Below are 15,696 nucleotides of genomic sequence, written 5' to 3'. Positions count from 1 at the left end.
CGAAAGCTGCCACCTTTGAGGAGTTAGACCCATCGTTAACATCGTCGTCCGCGACAACAATGTCGAACAGGCCCTGCGCGCGCTGAAAAAGAAGATGCAGCGCGAGGGGACCTTCCGTGAGATGAAAGCCCGCAAGTTCTACGAGAAGCCTTCCGAGAAGCGCGCTCGTCAGAAGGCCGAAGCCGTGCGCCGGGCCCGCAAGCTGCAGCGGAAGAAGATGCAGCGCGAGGGGCTGGCCTAACCAGCCGCCCCGGCAGCTTTCACACGACCCTAATAAGCCGCCCGGCCCCGCCGAGGCGGCTTTTTGCTGCGTCAGGCTCCTCGGCGCTCGGCGCAACCACAGCGCGTATCTTAACCTAAGGCAAACCGCCTAACACAGCACGTTGCAGAATGTTACGGTTTGTAAGGAACCGCGGTTTGGTTCCACGCCATTTTGCCGCATTGGCGTGATCTGTTTTAACCGTTTGCGGATAATATCCGCTGACATTCCGCTTGCTTACGAGCCCGCAACTCTGACAGCTTCTGCTCTTGGTTGGCGCAATCCCCCCGTTTCCGCGTCGCCATCAGGGACAGAACAGCATGAACCTTCAAAAACGCCTCCTCAGCGGGGCGGCGATCCTTGCCGTCTCCACCGCTGCTGCCCACGCGCAGGAGCAGGACATTCTTCTCGATACGAAACCCACGGTCGTCACCGCGGAGGAGCTGAACGCCTCCTCTCTTCGCGGCAGCAGGGCCGAGCGGGTACGCGGTGCTCTCAGAAAGCGCGGCGATATCGGCCAGGACGCCGAACTCGTGCTCGTCCGCGAGCACAGGGACGGCAAGGGCCGGGTGCACCAGCGCTTCGAGCAGGTGGTGGATGGCCGCCGGGTCTACGGCGCATCGGTGACGGCGAACTTCGGTGAGGACGGTGACCTCAAAAAGCTGCGCAACCGCCTGCGTGACCGCAGGAACGGCAAGGCCCGCCGCGCAGGTATCAGCGCGGTCGACGCCCTGGAGATCGCGCGTCAGCGGCACTTCCCCGCGGCTCCCGACGTCTCCGCGGCGTCGACCGAAGGCTTCGTCACCACCTTCGCCGAGAACGACTTCTACTACCAGGCCCCCGAGGTCGAGGAGGTCGTCATCGCTCGCCGTGGCCGCAACGTCATCGGCTACGAAGTGAAGCTTTGGAGCGCGGACAGCAACGAGCTGTTCCATACGCTCATCGGGCCGAACGGCCGGGTGCTGAACGTCGAGGACAGGACCTCGCGCGATCAGTACGCGATTTTCCCCGATCATCCGGGCAACAGCAACCAGGTGGTCGTCAACGGCCCAGGCTCGGGCAACGCACAGTCGCCCAACGGCTGGCTCTTCTCCGGCACGCAGTACAGGAACTATATCCGCGGCAACAACGTCTCAGCCTATCTCGACCGGAACAACAATAACGCGCCCGACACCTCCAGCGGCGCGGTGACCAACGGTGTGTTCACCACGGCGGCGAGCCTGAACCAGGACCCCTCGACCACATCGAACCAGTATGTGGCGATCCAGAACCTCTTCTACCTGAACAACCGCATCCACGACATTCTCTACACCCACGGCTTCACCGAGAGCGCGGGCAACTTCCAGGAGAACAATTTCGGCAAGGGCGGTTTCGGCTCGGACAGCGTCAACGCCGAGGCGCAGGACGGCGGCGGGTTCAACAACGCCAACTTCGCCACCCCCGGCGACGGCTCGAACCCGCGCATGCAGATGTATATCTGGAACCTGACGAACCCCTATCGCGACGGGGACCTCGACAGCGACATCGTCTACCACGAGTACGGCCACGGTCTCACCTGGCGGATGATCGGCAACATGTCGGGCTCGATCTCGGGCGCCATCGGCGAGGGCATGGCGGACGTGCTGTCGATCCTCATCAACAATGACGACCGCGTCGGCGAGTACAGCGCGGCGAACCCGAACGGTATCCGCTCGGCCAGGTACACGAACTACCCGAAGGATATCGGCGACTTCACCGGCACCTCCGTGCACCGCGACGGCGAGATCTACGCCGCGACCATCTGGAGGCTGAAGGCTCTCTACGAGGCCAACGGTTACACCGCGGACCAGCTCATGGGCGACCTCGTGGACGGCATGAACTTCACCGCGCCGGGCCCTGACTACATGGACATGCGGGACGGCATCCTCGACGCCGTCGGCGGCGCGAAGGACTGTCTGGTCTGGGAAGCCTTTGCCGAGTTCGGCATGGGGGTTGGCTCCTCCATGGGTTCGCGAAGCGCCTCGCCGAGCTACGCCCTGCCCTCCACCTGCGGCGGCGGCGGAGGTGGCGGCAACACCGACACGACGCCCCCGGATCTTTCCAACTTCGGGGCACGCAGGCTCTCCTCCTGCCGCTTCAGGCTGACCTGGAACTCCAACGAGCCTGCGACGAGCCAGGTGCGGTTCCCGGACTACAACTATACCTACTCCGACAACACGCTGAAGACGTCGCACTCCGTGACCTTCAACGGCTCCTGCGGGACGACCTACAGCTTCTACTTCGAGGGTCAGGACGCTGCAGGGAACCTCGCCAGCGAGGGACCCTACTCCTACCGCCGCTAGGTCCGGCAACATCAATGGGGAAACGGGGGCCTTCGGGTCCCCGTTTTCGTTTGCGGCACCGCTGCTTTGCGCAAACCTGAGGTTGCGAAGCAGCGCCGCCTCCCGACATCTCCTCCAACGACAGGAGGCACAAGATGCAAACCCAAAGCGATACGCCCCGCACCATTCTCAGGCCCGCCGAGGAGCGGGGCATGGCCGATCACGGCTGGCTGCGCTCGGCACACAGCTTCAGCTTCGCGAGCTACCACGACCCGCGCCATATGGGCTTCGAGGCCCTGCGCGTGATCAATGACGACGAGGTGGCGGGCGGCGCGGGCTTCCCCATGCATCCCCATGCGGATTTCGAGATCTTCTCCTACGTTCTCGACGGCGCGCTGGAGCACAAGGACAGCTTGGGCAACGGCTCGGTGGTGAGGGCCGGCGGCGTGCAGTACATGACCGCCGGCACCGGGGTCACCCATTCGGAGTTCAATCCGAGCGAGGATGAGAAGGTCCGCTTCCTGCAGATCTGGCTTCTGCCCAAGGAGCGCGGCGCCGAGCCTGGCTACCAGACTCTCGACGTTGCGCCCGAGGAGAAGGATGGCAGGCTTGCGCTGATCATTTCTGCGGACGGGCGGGAGGGCTCGATCAACACGCTGGCACCTGCCGAAGTCTACGCGGCGACGCTGGACGGCGATCAAGAGACGTCGTTCAGTCTGCGGAAAGGCCGCCGGGCCTGGGTTCAGGTGGCTCGCGGTGAGGTCACGGTGAACGGCGAGACCTTGCGCCGAGGCGACGGCCTAGCGGTACTGGAGCCGGGCGAGATCGTCCTTTCAGACGGTCACGATGCCGAAGTGCTGCTCTTCGATCTGGAGCGGCTGAGCAGCTAGCGAAGTCCTCTCTCGACGCTTGTATCTTTTAGAAGCGCAGGCGGCCCCCTCCGCCCTTCGGGCACCTCCCCCCGCCACTGCCGTGGCCTTCTTCGCCTAGAAAAGGTCCCCCGGACCTTTTCTTTCACCTTCGTTGAACCGGCTTCGAAGTGGGGGAGGGAGAAAGAAGGCAGCTTCGCAACTTGTGTCGCTCCCCCTCTAGAGGGGGAGCTGCCGGCAGGCTGAGGGGGAGGCGCAAGCAGCGCTGACGCCTCCGCCCGTTTGCAAACAATACAAACGCTCTTCTTGAGAGGCAGCGTCCTAGAACTCGTAGCCGATGGCGACGCTGAGGAGCGTGTCGGTCTTCTCCCGCCCCTCGGGCGGGTCGGTCTCGTGCTTGACCGTGTATACCGTGCGCAGACTGATCTTATCGGTAAGGTCGGACTTCACCTCGAAGGCGGGAGCAATGGTCGAGTTCTCCGAAGCCCAGGTGGCATCGAAGCTCTGGGCGAACTCGACATTCTCTACGATCTGCTGACGGAAAGTCTGCCCGAAGAAGAAGGCGAGGCTGGTCTCTTCCTGTTCGAAGTCCTCGGGGAGCGGCAGCGGCCTCGTGCGTTCGAAATACTGCACGCCGGGGCCGGCGAGGATGCGTAGGTCGCGGGTCTCGCGCTCGTAGATCGCGTGGCCGATACCGGCGCCTGCGAACGCCTTCCGGTCGAAGCCGGAGAACTGGTCCTCTTCGTAGCGCAGCCTGCCGAAGAGGAAGGTCCGGTCGCCTGTCTGCACCTCGATCCGGTACTGGCTGAACCAGTTGTTCTGGGTGGTGGAGGTGTTCTCGGCGCCGTCCTGGTCCACCGTCGTGGTCTCGGTGAAGTTGCCGCCCCCCTCGATCGCGTGGGTGATGGCGCCGTACTTTCTGGCGAGGATCACCTTCCCGCCCAGAACGGTATTGTCCGTGTTGCCCGTCGCGGAAGAGAGGTTGAACCTTACCGCTCCCGACCACTGATCTTCCTCGGCCTCGATGGTGCCGGTCTGCATCCAGTTCGAGCTGATGGCGAGGTTGCCAGTGAGAAGGACGAGTTCGAGCATAGAGCTATCTGCCCGCCCCGCCGTTAAGCATGCGTTAAGCGAGATGGACAGAACCGCAACAAAAAGGCCCCGCCGAAGCGGGGCCTTTTCTCGTTCTCTTAACCTTCAGATCGCTTACGCGTCGTCGGTGTCCTTGAGGGCGGCGCCCAGGATGTCGCCGAGCGACGCGCCCGAGTCGGCCGAGCCGTACTGTTCCACGGCTTCCTTCTCCTCGGCCATCTCGCGGGCCTTGATGGAGAGGGAGAGGCGGCGGGACTGACGGTCGATCGCCACAATGCGGGCGTCGATCTTGTCGCCGACGGCGAAGCGCTCGGGGCGCTGCTCGTTGCGGTCGCGGGAGAGGTCGGACTTGCGGATGAAGGCCTTGGGGCCGCCATCGCCGCCGACGCGCACCTCGATGCCGCCGTTCTCGACGGCCGAGACCTCACAGGTCACGTCGTCACCTTTCTTCAGCTCACCGATGGCATCCATCGGGTCGTTGTCGACCTGCTTGATGCCGAGGGAGATACGCTCCTTGTCCGGATCGACGTCGAGGACCTTGACCTGGACCTGCTGGCCCTTCTCGTAGTCGCCGATCGCCTGGTCGCCGGAGCGGTCCCAGTCGAGGTCGGAGAGGTGCACCATGCCGTCCATGTTCTCGTCGATGCCGACGAACAGGCCGAACTCGGTGATGTTCTTGACCTCGCCTTCGAGGATCGTGCCGATGGGGTGCTTCTCGGCGAAGGCTTCCCACGGATTGTCCAGGGTCTGCTTAAGGCCCAGGGAGACGCGGCGCTTGTACTCGTCCACTTCGAGCACCATGACGTCGACTTCCTGGCCGGGCTCGACGATGGAGCTCGGGGGCATGTTCTTCTTGACCCAGGACATCTCGGAGACGTGGACCAGGCCTTCGATGCCGTCCTCGATCTCCACGAAGGCACCGTAATCGGTGATGTTCGTGACCTTGCCCTTGAAGACAGCGCCGACCGGGTACTTGGCCTGCACGCCTTCCCAGGGGTCGGGCTGGAGCTGCTTCATGCCGAGGCTGATGCGGCTCGTCTCGGGGTTGATCTTGATGATCTTGACCCGGACGGTGTCGTTGACGTTGAGCACTTCCGACGGATGGTTGACGCGCGACCAGCTCATGTCGGTCACGTGCAGGAGGCCGTCGACGCCGGGCGCCAGCTCGACGAAGGCGCCGTAATCGGTGATGTTCTTCACCACGCCGTCGCGCTCGTCACCCTCGTTCAGGTCACGGACGACTTCCTGGCGATGCTCGGCACGGTCCTCTTCAAGGACGGACCGGCGCGAGACGACGATGTTGCCGCGGCGCTTGTCCATCTTGAGGATCTTGAACGGCTGCTCGAGGTTCATCAGCGGGGTCGCATCGCGCACGGGGCGGATGTCGACCTGGGAGCCGGGCAGGAAGGCCACGGCGCCGCCGAGATCTACGGTGAAGCCGCCTTTGACGCGGTTGAAGATCACGCCGTTGACGCGCTCGTCGCCTTCGAATTCCTTCTCGAGACGCTCCCAGGCTTCCTCGCGGCGGGCCTTCTCGCGGGAGATGACCGCCTCGCCATGGGCGTTCTCGACACGGTCGATGAAGACATCGACCTCGTCGCCGACGGACACGGTAGGCTCGCCTTCCTTGAGACCGAACTCGCGGAGGGGGACGCGGCCTTCGGTTTTGAGACCGACATCGACGATCGCCATGTCCTTCTCGATACCGGTGATGGTGCCTTTGACGACGGTTTGCTCGAAGCTGTCGCGGTCAACGACGGAGGCTTCGAACATCTCGGCGAAATCTTCGACCGAGGGGCTTAGGGTTTCAGACAAATCAGCCTTCAGTGCGGCAGAGCCGCTTGGGTTGAGGCCCCGGACTGCAAGGATTGCGGCTAGAGGGGCGATGGAACAAAGCGCTGGATCGAAGCCGGGCGGGCTGCTCGGGACGATCGGCTGCTAGCGCTCTTCCTCCATCAAACCCTGCCCGGCGCAAAATAGCGCCGCGAACAGGGCACGCTTAGGCACAAAAGCGGCGAAATGGCAAGGGAGCGGACCTGCTCCCTTGCCTATTTTGCCGAGACTTAGCCTCTTCGGCGGCGAGAAGCGAGAAAACCTCCGATACCCAACGGGAAGAGAAAAGCCGCTGCCGGAACCGGCACACTGGAAACGCCGTTGAGGACGATATCGTCGATGGCAATACTGGACGTAAAACCATTCGAGTCCGGCACAGCGAAGAAGGCGGCACTTACGATTCCGGAGAGCTGCGGAAAGATCGTTTGCAGGGAACCGGTGAGCTGGAAAGGACCCGTCGTCCCGAACGAGCCATCTTCCAACTCGAAGTTCACTTGGAAGCGTGCATCCGCGTCCCGCAGCGCGGTGACCGCAATGAAGGATGTCAGGCTGAAGCTGCTACCGTCCTGTGACCGGACAGAGAAACCGTTGTAGTTAGGGGTGTTCCCAAACGCGCGAAGAAGACTGTAGTTCGAACCCGTTGGCGTTCCCAGCCAGTGGTCCGGACCGTTGACATGAGCCTGCGAGACGCCGCTAGCTTCCACCACAAAGCCGTCCTGAACCAGCATGGTCTCACCGGAATCGAAAATGGCCTGCCCTGGCTCTTGCTCTTTGCTCAGATCCACGTTCTCGAAGTCGATCGTCACCGGTGAAGCCGCTGCGTTGCTCCAGGCTGAAAGCCCGATGCCCGCGACGAGACCCTTCAATACACTGTTGGAAAATCTACCCACCCTCATGCCTCCTAGCTGGTGAAACGGCGCCTTGATGACGGCCTCACAAAGTTGTGATCAGGAAGCGTCAAGTCATCAATATCGTGGGTCCTGCCCTCGTCGCGGATACCAACGGGTTCGTCGCATTCGCGCACGGAAAACTTCTCTGAAGGTCCGGCGCGGTCTGAGTTTCAGCCTCTTGATGAGGTGAGATACTAGTGCCGGACCAGTAGGCCCGTCCGAGTCACCCGCCGCAGTGCGGACCGAGCTCCACTGCATACGGATGGTTCTACGTACGCCCCCGCACCACATTGTCGATGATCCGCACGGCCCGCGCCATGACCTCGTCGGGGGTCAGTTTGGAGGTGTCGATAATCTCCGCCTCCGCCGCCGGTTTGAGAGGGGCTTCCTCGCGGCTCTGGTCGCGCTCGTCGCGGCGTTTGAGCTCGGCGAGGGTCCCCTCATAGGTGACGCCCTCGTCCGAGGCGCGCAGCTCGAGATAGCGGCGCTGGGCGCGCTCCTCGGGGCTGGCGGTGATGAAGAACTTCACCGTGGCGTCGGGGAAGATCACAGTGCCGATATCGCGCCCGTCCAGCACGGCGCCAGGCTTCTGAAGGCCGAAGCTTCGCTGGAAGTCGAACAGGGCCTTGCGCACCCCCTCATGGACGGCAACCAGGCTGGCGCTGCGCCCCACGGCTGGGGTGCGAAGGTCGGCCGAGCCTAGGATCTCCGGGTCGAAGGCCCGCGCCACCTTCACGGCGGCCGCCTCGTCGCGCGGCTCAAACCCGTCGCGCAGCATGATCCAGGCGACCCCGCGATAGAGCGTGCCGGTGTCGAGATGGCGTAGGCCGTAGAAGCTAGCCAGCCTGCGGGACAGCGTCCCCTTCCCGCTGGCGGCGGGTCCGTCGATGGCGATGATCAGCGGCTCTGACATGACCCTGGCCTCTAGCAGAGGCCGCGCGGTGAGCAAGCAGGCAAGCTCATGCGGCGCACCAAGCTTGGTTTACGAGGGCCGGTCGGCCTAGAACGGCCTTGCAGAAAGGTAGGGGTATTCATGACCGACGATGAACTGAGGCTGGCACTGAAAGAAAGCCGTATCGCCACCTATTACCGGCTGCGCGGCGGCTTCCCCATTCCCTTGGCCGGCGCGGTCTACTGGCTGGCGCTCGCCTATCTCGGCACCATCTGGCAGCTTGGAAGCTGGGCCATGGCGGCGTTCTACGGCAGCGGGCTGATCTTTCCGATGGCCGTTTTGTTCTCGAAGCTCTTCGGTGTGGAGTTCCTGAAGGACAAGGCAGCGGTAGGCAGCGCGCTTCTGCCAGCCTTCATCAGCATGCTGCTCTTCTGGTCGTTCATTCCGGCCGCCGTCTCCGCCGCGCCCGAGATGATCGTGCTGATCCTCGCGGTTGGCATGTCCGGGCACTGGCCCGTCATCGGCTGGACTTATGGCAGGACCGCGCTCTACAGCGCCCACGCCGTGGCCCGAGCAGTGCTCTGCGGCTGGTTGTGGCACGCCTTCCCCGACGACCGCCTGGTCGTCATTCCGCTGACGGTTGCGGCGATCTATCTAGCGACCGTCCTCGGCATCCTCCTCGACCTCTTCGTCCTCAACCGGCGCGGGGGGCGGAGCGTAGCGGCCTGAGACCCAGGCCCCGCCGATCATGGTGGCCACCGCCTCGGCCTCTTCGGGCCCGGCGAAGGGGTCGCCGCGGAACACGGAGAGATCGGCGGCGAAGCCCGGCGCCAGCGTGCCGAGGCTGCCTCCCCTGCCGATGGCAAGCGCAGGCGCGGTGGTGAAGAGCGCGAGTGTCTCAGCCCGGCCGAGCGCCTCTTCAGGGTGCCAGTTCTCACCGGAGAAACCGCTGAGGTCGCGGCGTTCGGAGGCGGCGTAGAGCTCGATGCGCGGGTCGCCCTGCTCCACCGGAGCGTCGGAGCCGAAGACGATCAGTGTGCCCTCGCTAGCCAGGCTGTTCCAGGCATAGGCGCCCTCAAGACGCTCCTCGCCCAGACGGTCCTCCGCGAAGTGAAGATCGCCGACGGCGTGGCTTGGCTGCATGGAGGCGATGACGCCCACTTCCGAGAACTGCTCGATGTCGGACGGGCTGACGATCTGGGCATGCTCGATGCGGAAGACGGCACGAGGGTAGTCCTCGCGCAGCTCTTCGTACCAGGAGAGGACGTCGGCGTTGGCCCGGTCGCCGATGGCATGGGTGGTAACCTGGAGCCCTCCATCGACGGCTTGACGATAAGCCTTCTTGGCATCGTCTTCCGTCAGGAGGCGGAGGCCTATCGTTCCCGGCTCGTCCGCATAGGGCTCTTTCAAGAGCGCGCCGCGTGAGCCAAGCGCGCCGTCCGCGTAGAACTTGACGCCGAGATGGCAGACAAGCCCCGTCTCGTCACAGCCCGGCCCAGCCTCTATAAGGCCCGGCATAGCGTCCTGGGTCACGAAGTTGGCGACCCGCAAGGGCAGCTCCCCGCTGGCCGCGAGCTCCTCCATCAGGCGCAGCTCCTCAGCGCCCACCGACATATTGTGCACGGAGGTCCAGCCGCGCGATGCGTAGACCTCGGCGCCCCGCCGCAGCGCCTCGCGCCGCCGCTCGTCATCCACCTGCGGCAGGAGCGGCGAGACGAGGTCCATGGCTGCGTCGATCAGATAGCCGGTGGCCTTGCCGTCCGCGTCGCGCACGATCCTGCCGCCCACGGGGTCGGGGGTATCGTCCGTGATCTGAGCCGCCTCCAGCCCTGCGCTGTTGAGAGCCGCTGCGTGCCCGTCCGCTCGGACTAGGAAGACCGGGCGGTCGCTGACCACGGCGTCCAGGTCGGCAGCGTTCAGTGCACGCCCTTCCGGCCAGGCCGTCTCGATCCAGCCGCGTCCGGCGATGATGCCCTCGAGCTGCTCTGTAGCCTTCCGGCGCAGCGCCTCCTGGACGTCTCTCACCGAGCGGGCCTGGTCGAGGTTCAGCTCCATCTCGCGAAAGCCGATACCGATGAGGTGCACGTGGCTGTCGGTAAGTCCCGGAAAAGCGGTCTCGTCGTCAGCCAGCTCGATGAGGCACCCCTCCTCCACGCTCGGCATCTGGGCCATGGTCCCGATCTGCCGCACCCGGCCCGAGGCGATGGCGAGCGCCTCGTGGGTCTTGGTCGGCGTTTCGATCCGCCCTTGGATGACGGTCACGTCGCAGGCGCCCTGGGCGAGCAGCGAGAAGACAGCGGTGATCATGGGGCGGCCCCTTTCGTTACAGCGCCGCTCCTACCGCGTCCGCCACATTTGTGAAACCGTCGCGCCTCAGAAGGTCCGGCAGCTCTTCGATGATGGTCTTGGCGAGCCCCGGCCCCTGATAGACGAGGGCGGTGTAGAGCTGCACGGCGGAGGCGCCGTTCTTGATCTTGGTGAGCGCGTCCTCGGCAGAGGCCACTCCGCCGACCCCGATCAGCGGCATCTTGCCCTCGCTGGCCACGGCGAAGTCGCGCAGCACCGCGGTTGATCGCTCGAAGAGCGGTTTGCCCGACAGCCCGCCCTTCTGATGGGCGTCCGGCCCGCTCACCCCCTCGCGCGACAGGGTGGTGTTGGAGACGATGAGACCGCTGATGCCTGCCTCGGTGGCCGCGTCCAGGATGTCAGCCTTGTCCTCGTCGATGAGGTCCGGCGCCACTTTGACGAAGACGGGCTTGTCCGTCTTCCGCGCCCTGAGGACCCGGCCTAGAAGTTCGCCGAGGGCCGCTTTGCCCTGAAGATCTCGCAGCCCTTGCGTGTTCGGTGAGCTGACATTCACGGTGAGGAAGGAGACATGGGGTTCGAGGGCGACGAGCCCCTTCACATAGTCCTCCGCCCGGTCACTGCTGTCTTTGTTGGCGCCGAGATTGATGCCGACCACCCCTGGCGTGCCCGCACGCGCGGCGAGGCGCTCGCCGATGGCCTCCAGCCCGTCATTGTTGAAACCGTAGCGGTTAATGACCGCCTCGTCCTTCCGCAAGCGGAAGACACGCGGCTTGGCGTTGCCGGGTTGGGGCTTGGGTGTGACAGCGCCCACCTCGACGAAGCCGAAACCCAAGCGAAGCAGCTTATCCGGAACCTCGGCGTTCTTGTCGAACCCGGCGGCCATGCCGAGGGGGTTGGGGAGGTCGAGCCCCGCTATTTCCGTCCGTAAGATAGCATCCGAAACCACCTTCGGCCTCGGCGCAAGGGGTGAACGCAGAAGCCTGATCGTCGCCTCATGGGCCTTCTCGGGCGGCAGCAGGCTCAGTGCACGGACGCCTAGCTTGCTCATCGTCCTCAGGCAGCAGCGCTGACGCGGCGGCGACGCTTGACCGTGCTCGCAGCGCGGCGCTCGATATGCTGGAAGACGAGGTCGGCCACGTCCTTCTTGGACGACTTCTCGATGCCCTCGAGGCCGGGGCTCGAGTTCACCTCCAGCACCTTCGCGCCGCTGCTCGATCGCAGGAGGTCCACACCGGCGAAGCCAAGACCGAGCGCCTTGGCTGCCCGCACGGCCACCTCGCGCTCCTCCTTGCTGATGCGCTCGACCTTGGCGGTGCCGCCCTGGTGGAGGTTGGAGCGGAAATCGCCAGCCGCCGCCGTGCGCTTCATCGCGGCGACCACCTTGTTGCCCACCACGAGGCAGCGGACATCCTCGCCGCCCGCCTCCTTGACGAACTCCTGCACCAGGAAGTCGGCTTTCAGGTTACGGAAGGCCGAGATGACCGACTGAGCCGCCTTCTTGGTCTCGGCCAGCACCACGCCCTTGCCTTGGGTCGACTCAAGCAGCTTCAGAATGATCGGCGGCGTGCCCATCAGATCGACGATGCTGTCCGTGTCCTTGGGGCTGGAGGCAAAGGCCGTGGTGGGCATGTTGATGCCCTCGCGCGCGAGAATCTGGTGGGCGTGCAGCTTGTCGCGGCTCATCAGGATCGCATCGGAGCGGTTGACGCAGTAGGCGCCCGTCGTCTCGAACTGCCTGACCACGGACGTTCCGTAGGCGGTGATCGACGCGCCGATGCGGGGGATCACGGCGTCGTAGCTCGGCAGCGCGCGCCCGTCATAATGGACCTCGGGCTTCTCGGCGTTGATCAGCATGTAGCAGCGCGACGTGTCGATCGGCTCGACCACGTGCCCCCTCGCCTCCCCTGCCTCGATCAGGCGGCGGGTCGAGTAGATGTTAGGCTCCTTGGTCAAGACCGCCACGCGCAGAGCACGTTTCTTCGGCGCCTGCGCCAGCATCTTCTGGTAGGCGTCGTAGTTCAGCTCGGGCTGCAGATGGCTCTCCGTAGGGCTGACCCTGGGCGCCTCCCCCGGATAGCTCTCCAGCGCCTGCCGACCGAGGAGCATGTGGAAGGTCATCCCCTCCCGGTCCGTCAGCGTCAGAAGGATGGGCCATTTCTGGCCGCCTATCTCGATCTCCGTGCTGATCGTCCAGCGCCGCTCGGTCTCGCCGTTGGAGGAGGTGACGTCACGCTTGTCGATGACGTCTGCGGAGCAGTAGACCTCGATGTCGGGCCGCTCCGGGATCGGGTGGATGCCGAAGCGTATCTTCGGCTTGCTCGCCGGCCCGAAGGGCTCGACGGTGAAGGCGTGCAGGCTCGATGTCTTCGCACCCGTATCCACCTTCGCCTTCATGGCCGGCAGGCCGAGGGCGGGCAGGCTGATCCATTCTTCCCAACCGAGTTCCAGGGTCAAAGCGGCGCCTCCATGGTCATGTGCCGCGCGCGGGCGGCGTGTTCGATCGCTGCCGCGCCGTCATCGGAGATCTTGAGGCCGTCGCGGATCAGCTCCAGCATACGGATTTCTTCGGGGTTGAGGCTCTCATCGGCGGTCACAACATCGACAACCGCCGCATAGGCGGTCTCCGCGAGGTGCTCGGGCAACGCCTCGGCAGCGGCGTGGATGACTTTGTGAAGCCCCCCATCCGAACCCATTAGCGCGCCGGCCTCCTCGGAGATCTCGACGAGCTTGTCCTCATGGTCCTTCGAGAAGAGCGGGAAGGATCTGACCACCCGGCCGATGGTCATCAGCTCGGAGGGGTTGATGGAGCCGTCCACGGCCGATGCCATCACCATCAGGTAGATGATCGCTTCCTGCGCAGACAGTTGCGGAACGGGGCTGGCCATCGCGAATCTCCAACATTCTCGAGCCCGGCCCTACGAACGAAAAAGGGCCTGGGTCAACGCCCAGGCCCTCTTCTCACTGTAGCTTGTCAGCGGAAGCGTTAGTGGCGGGTTTCCGCCTGCTCCTGCTGTTCGAGATGCGAGATGTTCTCGTTCATCTTCGCCAGGGCGCCCTGAGCGGCGTCCATCAGGGCATCGGCGAGACCGTCCGTCGCCCGCTTCTCGCGGTTGGTCGGCGGTGTCAGCGCACCCAGGAGAAGGCCTAGGGCCATGCCGAGGCCGGTACCGACCGCGGGGTTGTCCTCATGGGCGGACTTCAGTTTGGAGAGCTGCTGCTCGCTGCGCATTCTCGCTTGCGCCAGACGGTCCTGAGCACCGCGGCTCGTGGCGGCGGCGTGGTCGTTCAGCCAGCGAGCCCTTTCGGACAGGCTGCGCTTGGTGGCGGATGCGGCGTTCCGTGTTCCCGAAGCGGCGCTCGAGGCGGCCGAGGCCGTACCGCTGCCGATGGAGGTCGCAACGTTCTTGGTGCCGCGGCCTGCGGCTGCCGCGCCGTGGGCGACGGAGCTGCCAGCGCTCGAGACGGCCGAGCCAGTAGCCCGTGCGCCGCCTTTGACGCGGGCGGACAGGCCGTGGAGGGCATCATCGACGCGGTCGAAGAAGCCGTGATCGTCCTCATTGTCGTAGCGCTCGACGTTCAGCCTACGGCCGTACTCTTCATAGGTGCGGCGAGCGTAGAGGTCGTCCGTCTCGTTCTCGCGGCGGCGGAGACGGCGGTGAGCCAGGCCGATATCGGAGGCAGCATGATAGTCATCCTCATGCAGACCGTCCGTATCGGGCTGAGCCTTCTGCTCCTCATAGTAGCGGCCCGCCAGAAGCGCGGTGCCGACACCGATCAGGGCGTAGGGCATGGTCTTGCTGTCGGCCCCGGTGGAGCGCTTGAAGCCGTCCACATCGACGCCGATCTGACGGCCCAGCGTGCCGATGAGATCGGTGGCGCGAAGGCGGTCCTTCAGCTCGGCGAGGTCGCTGGCCAGGGCATGGCGCTTGGCATCGGCGACACTGTCATATTTGCGGGTCTGGGTCATTAGTGAAGGTTCTCCCTGACGGTTTCACGGTCCTGGCGAAGGTTCTCACGCGTGCGGTGGAGGGGCTCGCCGGTGCCGCCGATCTTGCTCTTGCCTACGAAGTAGAGAACGAGGGCGACCACCGTGAAGACGGCTGCGGTGATGAGGTTGGCGGCGACCGGGCCGAGCGGGCCGATCAGGCCTGCGGAAAGGGCCAGGCCGAGGAAGATCAGTACCGGGATACCGATGACGCCTGCGAACAGGGTCAGGATGCCGCCGGTGATGCTCTCCTTGCCGGTGTCGATCGCTTCGTCCCTAGCCAGACGGACTTCCGCCGAGGCAAGGTCCGCTGCGTTCTGGGTGATCGAGGCAAGGATGTCGGTGATGCCGCGGCGCGGCGCCGTGTCGCTGCGATAGGCGGTCTCGGCACGGTAGCCCGTGTCGGATGCGCCGTTGGTGTAGGTCGTCTCGGACATGAAGGGCTCCCTTAGTCGGTGCTTTTGATGGTCGGCGAAGCGGCGGCGGGCCTGTCGGGGTCGACCGGGGCTTCGGACTGGATATCGTTGTCCGCGAAGGACGCGCTCGGCGAAGTGCCGGACGTGGTGGCCGCGGGGCTGGGAGTCGGCGTGCTGACCGACGGCGAGGCGGCGCCGTAGGTGCTGGACGTTGAGGGCGAAGCCGCAGCCGTGTCGCCGAAACTCGATGTCGAGGCGCTGCCGAACTGGTTGTCGGTGGGCTGACGGTCACCCGTTTGCGGGTAGCTATCGGCGGTCTGCGGGGTGGCCCTCAGGGCACGGCCCATGGCGAAACCGGCGATGGCGCCGGCGAGCGCGGAGCTGACGGGACGCTTGCGCGATTCCTGACCGAGACGCTGCATCAGCGCCTGCCCGTCGGTGGTGTCGAGGTTCGATGCGAAGCGGCGAAGCTGCTCGGCGGCGCTCAGCGTCAGATCCTGAAGCTGCGAGCGGTCGAGCTCTTCCTGGCCCTTTTCGAGGCCCGAAGCGACGTTCTCGATGGTGCGCTGAAGCTCCGACTTGTGCTCGTCGATCTTCCTGGCGGCGGTGTTCGAGGCGAGCGAGCCAGCGCGCTTGGCAGTCTGCTTGGCTTCGGCTTCGACCTCGTGCTGTTTGTCCTTCCACACGGGGTCCTGCGCCGTCGCGTTCGGCGCGGTGCTCCCGGTGTCGGGGGTCGATGTGGTATCGGCCATGATGTTCTCTCAAAGTTGCGACGGGAAGGAGACAGGCGAAGCAGGCACTTCGTTTGCACGGTAAAGGAGCTGTGAAGAGCGTTCCGCACTCGAGGCGGGAA

Annotated in this window: 15 protein-coding genes; 4 read left to right on the top strand and 11 right to left on the bottom strand. The window is 64.8% G+C overall.

Annotated elements, in window-relative coordinates; all coding sequences use genetic code 11:
• Positions 1–31 precede the first annotated feature (31 nt).
• The 3 genes from rpsU (at position 32) to NOG11_RS02045 (ending at position 3,449) form a co-directional block, all read left to right on the top strand.
• The gene (gene rpsU, locus NOG11_RS02055; protein WP_173201516.1) at positions 32–241 is read left to right on the top strand and encodes a 30S ribosomal protein S21; all 210 of its coding nucleotides are present in this window, start codon (positions 32–34) and stop codon (positions 239–241) included.
• A gap of 338 nt (positions 242–579) precedes the next feature.
• On the top strand, positions 580–2,580 hold the full coding sequence (locus NOG11_RS02050; RefSeq protein WP_256617966.1) for a M36 family metallopeptidase: 2,001 nt from the start codon (positions 580–582) through the stop codon (positions 2,578–2,580).
• A 134-nt stretch (positions 2,581–2,714) separates the two neighbouring features.
• Positions 2,715–3,449: a pirin family protein gene (locus tag NOG11_RS02045; RefSeq protein ID WP_256617965.1), complete on the top strand. Its 735-nt coding sequence runs from the start codon at positions 2,715–2,717 to the stop codon at positions 3,447–3,449.
• A gap of 300 nt (positions 3,450–3,749) precedes the next feature.
• On the opposite strand, the gene NOG11_RS02040 is transcribed toward NOG11_RS02045, so the two are convergent.
• The 4 genes from NOG11_RS02040 to cmk form a co-directional block, all read right to left on the bottom strand.
• The gene (locus NOG11_RS02040; RefSeq protein WP_256617964.1) at positions 3,750–4,520 is read right to left on the bottom strand and encodes a DUF481 domain-containing protein; all 771 of its coding nucleotides are present in this window, start codon (positions 4,518–4,520) and stop codon (positions 3,750–3,752) included.
• A 114-nt stretch (positions 4,521–4,634) separates the two neighbouring features.
• A complete protein-coding gene (gene rpsA / locus NOG11_RS02035; protein ID WP_256617963.1) occupies positions 4,635–6,335 on the bottom strand; it encodes a 30S ribosomal protein S1 in 1,701 nt (566 codons plus the stop codon).
• 248 nt (positions 6,336–6,583) lie between these two features.
• The gene (locus tag NOG11_RS02030) at positions 6,584–7,243 is read right to left on the bottom strand and encodes a VPLPA-CTERM sorting domain-containing protein (protein WP_256617962.1); all 660 of its coding nucleotides are present in this window, start codon (positions 7,241–7,243) and stop codon (positions 6,584–6,586) included.
• Between the two features lie 268 nt (positions 7,244–7,511).
• Entirely contained in the window at positions 7,512–8,144 is a 633-nt protein-coding gene (cmk, locus tag NOG11_RS02025; RefSeq protein ID WP_370468215.1) for a (d)CMP kinase, read from the bottom strand.
• Between the two features lie 132 nt (positions 8,145–8,276).
• Between cmk and NOG11_RS02020 the strand changes: the two genes are divergently transcribed.
• On the top strand, positions 8,277–8,864 hold the full coding sequence (locus NOG11_RS02020) for a DUF7010 family protein (RefSeq protein WP_256617960.1): 588 nt from the start codon (positions 8,277–8,279) through the stop codon (positions 8,862–8,864).
• Here the strand turns inward: NOG11_RS02020 and NOG11_RS02015 are convergent.
• The 7 genes from NOG11_RS02015 to NOG11_RS01985 form a co-directional block, all read right to left on the bottom strand.
• Positions 8,790–10,442 (bottom strand): amidohydrolase, encoded by a 1,653-nt coding sequence (locus NOG11_RS02015; protein WP_256617959.1) that lies wholly within the window; start codon positions 10,440–10,442, stop codon positions 8,790–8,792. The genes NOG11_RS02020 and NOG11_RS02015 overlap by 75 nt on opposite strands.
• Positions 10,443–10,458: 16 nt before the next feature.
• Positions 10,459–11,490 (bottom strand): quinone-dependent dihydroorotate dehydrogenase, encoded by a 1,032-nt coding sequence (locus tag NOG11_RS02010; protein WP_256617958.1) that lies wholly within the window; start codon positions 11,488–11,490, stop codon positions 10,459–10,461.
• A 5-nt stretch (positions 11,491–11,495) separates the two neighbouring features.
• A complete protein-coding gene (rimK, locus tag NOG11_RS02005) occupies positions 11,496–12,896 on the bottom strand; it encodes a 30S ribosomal protein S6--L-glutamate ligase (protein WP_256617957.1) in 1,401 nt (466 codons plus the stop codon).
• Entirely contained in the window at positions 12,893–13,327 is a 435-nt protein-coding gene (locus NOG11_RS02000) for a tellurite resistance TerB family protein (RefSeq protein ID WP_256617956.1), read from the bottom strand. Before NOG11_RS02000 ends, rimK begins: the two co-directional genes overlap by 4 nt.
• Before the next feature lie 98 nt (positions 13,328–13,425).
• On the bottom strand, positions 13,426–14,409 hold the full coding sequence (locus NOG11_RS01995; protein ID WP_256617955.1) for a hypothetical protein: 984 nt from the start codon (positions 14,407–14,409) through the stop codon (positions 13,426–13,428).
• Positions 14,409–14,864 (bottom strand): phage holin family protein, encoded by a 456-nt coding sequence (locus NOG11_RS01990; RefSeq protein WP_256617954.1) that lies wholly within the window; start codon positions 14,862–14,864, stop codon positions 14,409–14,411. The genes NOG11_RS01995 and NOG11_RS01990 overlap by 1 nt, the downstream gene beginning before the upstream one ends.
• 11 nt (positions 14,865–14,875) lie before the next feature.
• On the bottom strand, positions 14,876–15,595 hold the full coding sequence (locus NOG11_RS01985) for a hypothetical protein (RefSeq protein ID WP_256617953.1): 720 nt from the start codon (positions 15,593–15,595) through the stop codon (positions 14,876–14,878).
• Positions 15,596–15,696 lie beyond the last annotated feature (101 nt).

The sequence above is a fragment of the Parvularcula maris genome, from assembly GCF_024505085.1.
Lineage (GTDB): Bacteria > Pseudomonadota > Alphaproteobacteria > Caulobacterales > Parvularculaceae > Parvularcula > Parvularcula maris.
This window is presented reverse-complemented; position numbering and strand designations above follow the sequence as displayed.

Coding starts and splice junctions, on each gene's coding strand:
- NOG11_RS01990 (WP_256617954.1), bottom strand. CDS start 14,864: ATGTCCGAGACGACCTACACCAACGGCGCATCCGACACGGGCTACCGT.
- NOG11_RS02010 (WP_256617958.1), bottom strand. CDS start 11,490: ATGAGCAAGCTAGGCGTCCGTGCACTGAGCCTGCTGCCGCCCGAGAAG.
- NOG11_RS02020 (WP_256617960.1), top strand. CDS start 8,277: ATGACCGACGATGAACTGAGGCTGGCACTGAAAGAAAGCCGTATCGCC.
- NOG11_RS01995 (WP_256617955.1), bottom strand. CDS start 14,409: ATGACCCAGACCCGCAAATATGACAGTGTCGCCGATGCCAAGCGCCAT.
- NOG11_RS02040 (WP_256617964.1), bottom strand. CDS start 4,520: ATGCTCGAACTCGTCCTTCTCACTGGCAACCTCGCCATCAGCTCGAAC.
- NOG11_RS02045 (WP_256617965.1), top strand. CDS start 2,715: ATGCAAACCCAAAGCGATACGCCCCGCACCATTCTCAGGCCCGCCGAG.
- NOG11_RS02050 (WP_256617966.1), top strand. CDS start 580: ATGAACCTTCAAAAACGCCTCCTCAGCGGGGCGGCGATCCTTGCCGTC.
- NOG11_RS01985 (WP_256617953.1), bottom strand. CDS start 15,595: ATGGCCGATACCACATCGACCCCCGACACCGGGAGCACCGCGCCGAAC.
- NOG11_RS02015 (WP_256617959.1), bottom strand. CDS start 10,442: ATGATCACCGCTGTCTTCTCGCTGCTCGCCCAGGGCGCCTGCGACGTG.
- NOG11_RS02000 (WP_256617956.1), bottom strand. CDS start 13,327: ATGGCCAGCCCCGTTCCGCAACTGTCTGCGCAGGAAGCGATCATCTAC.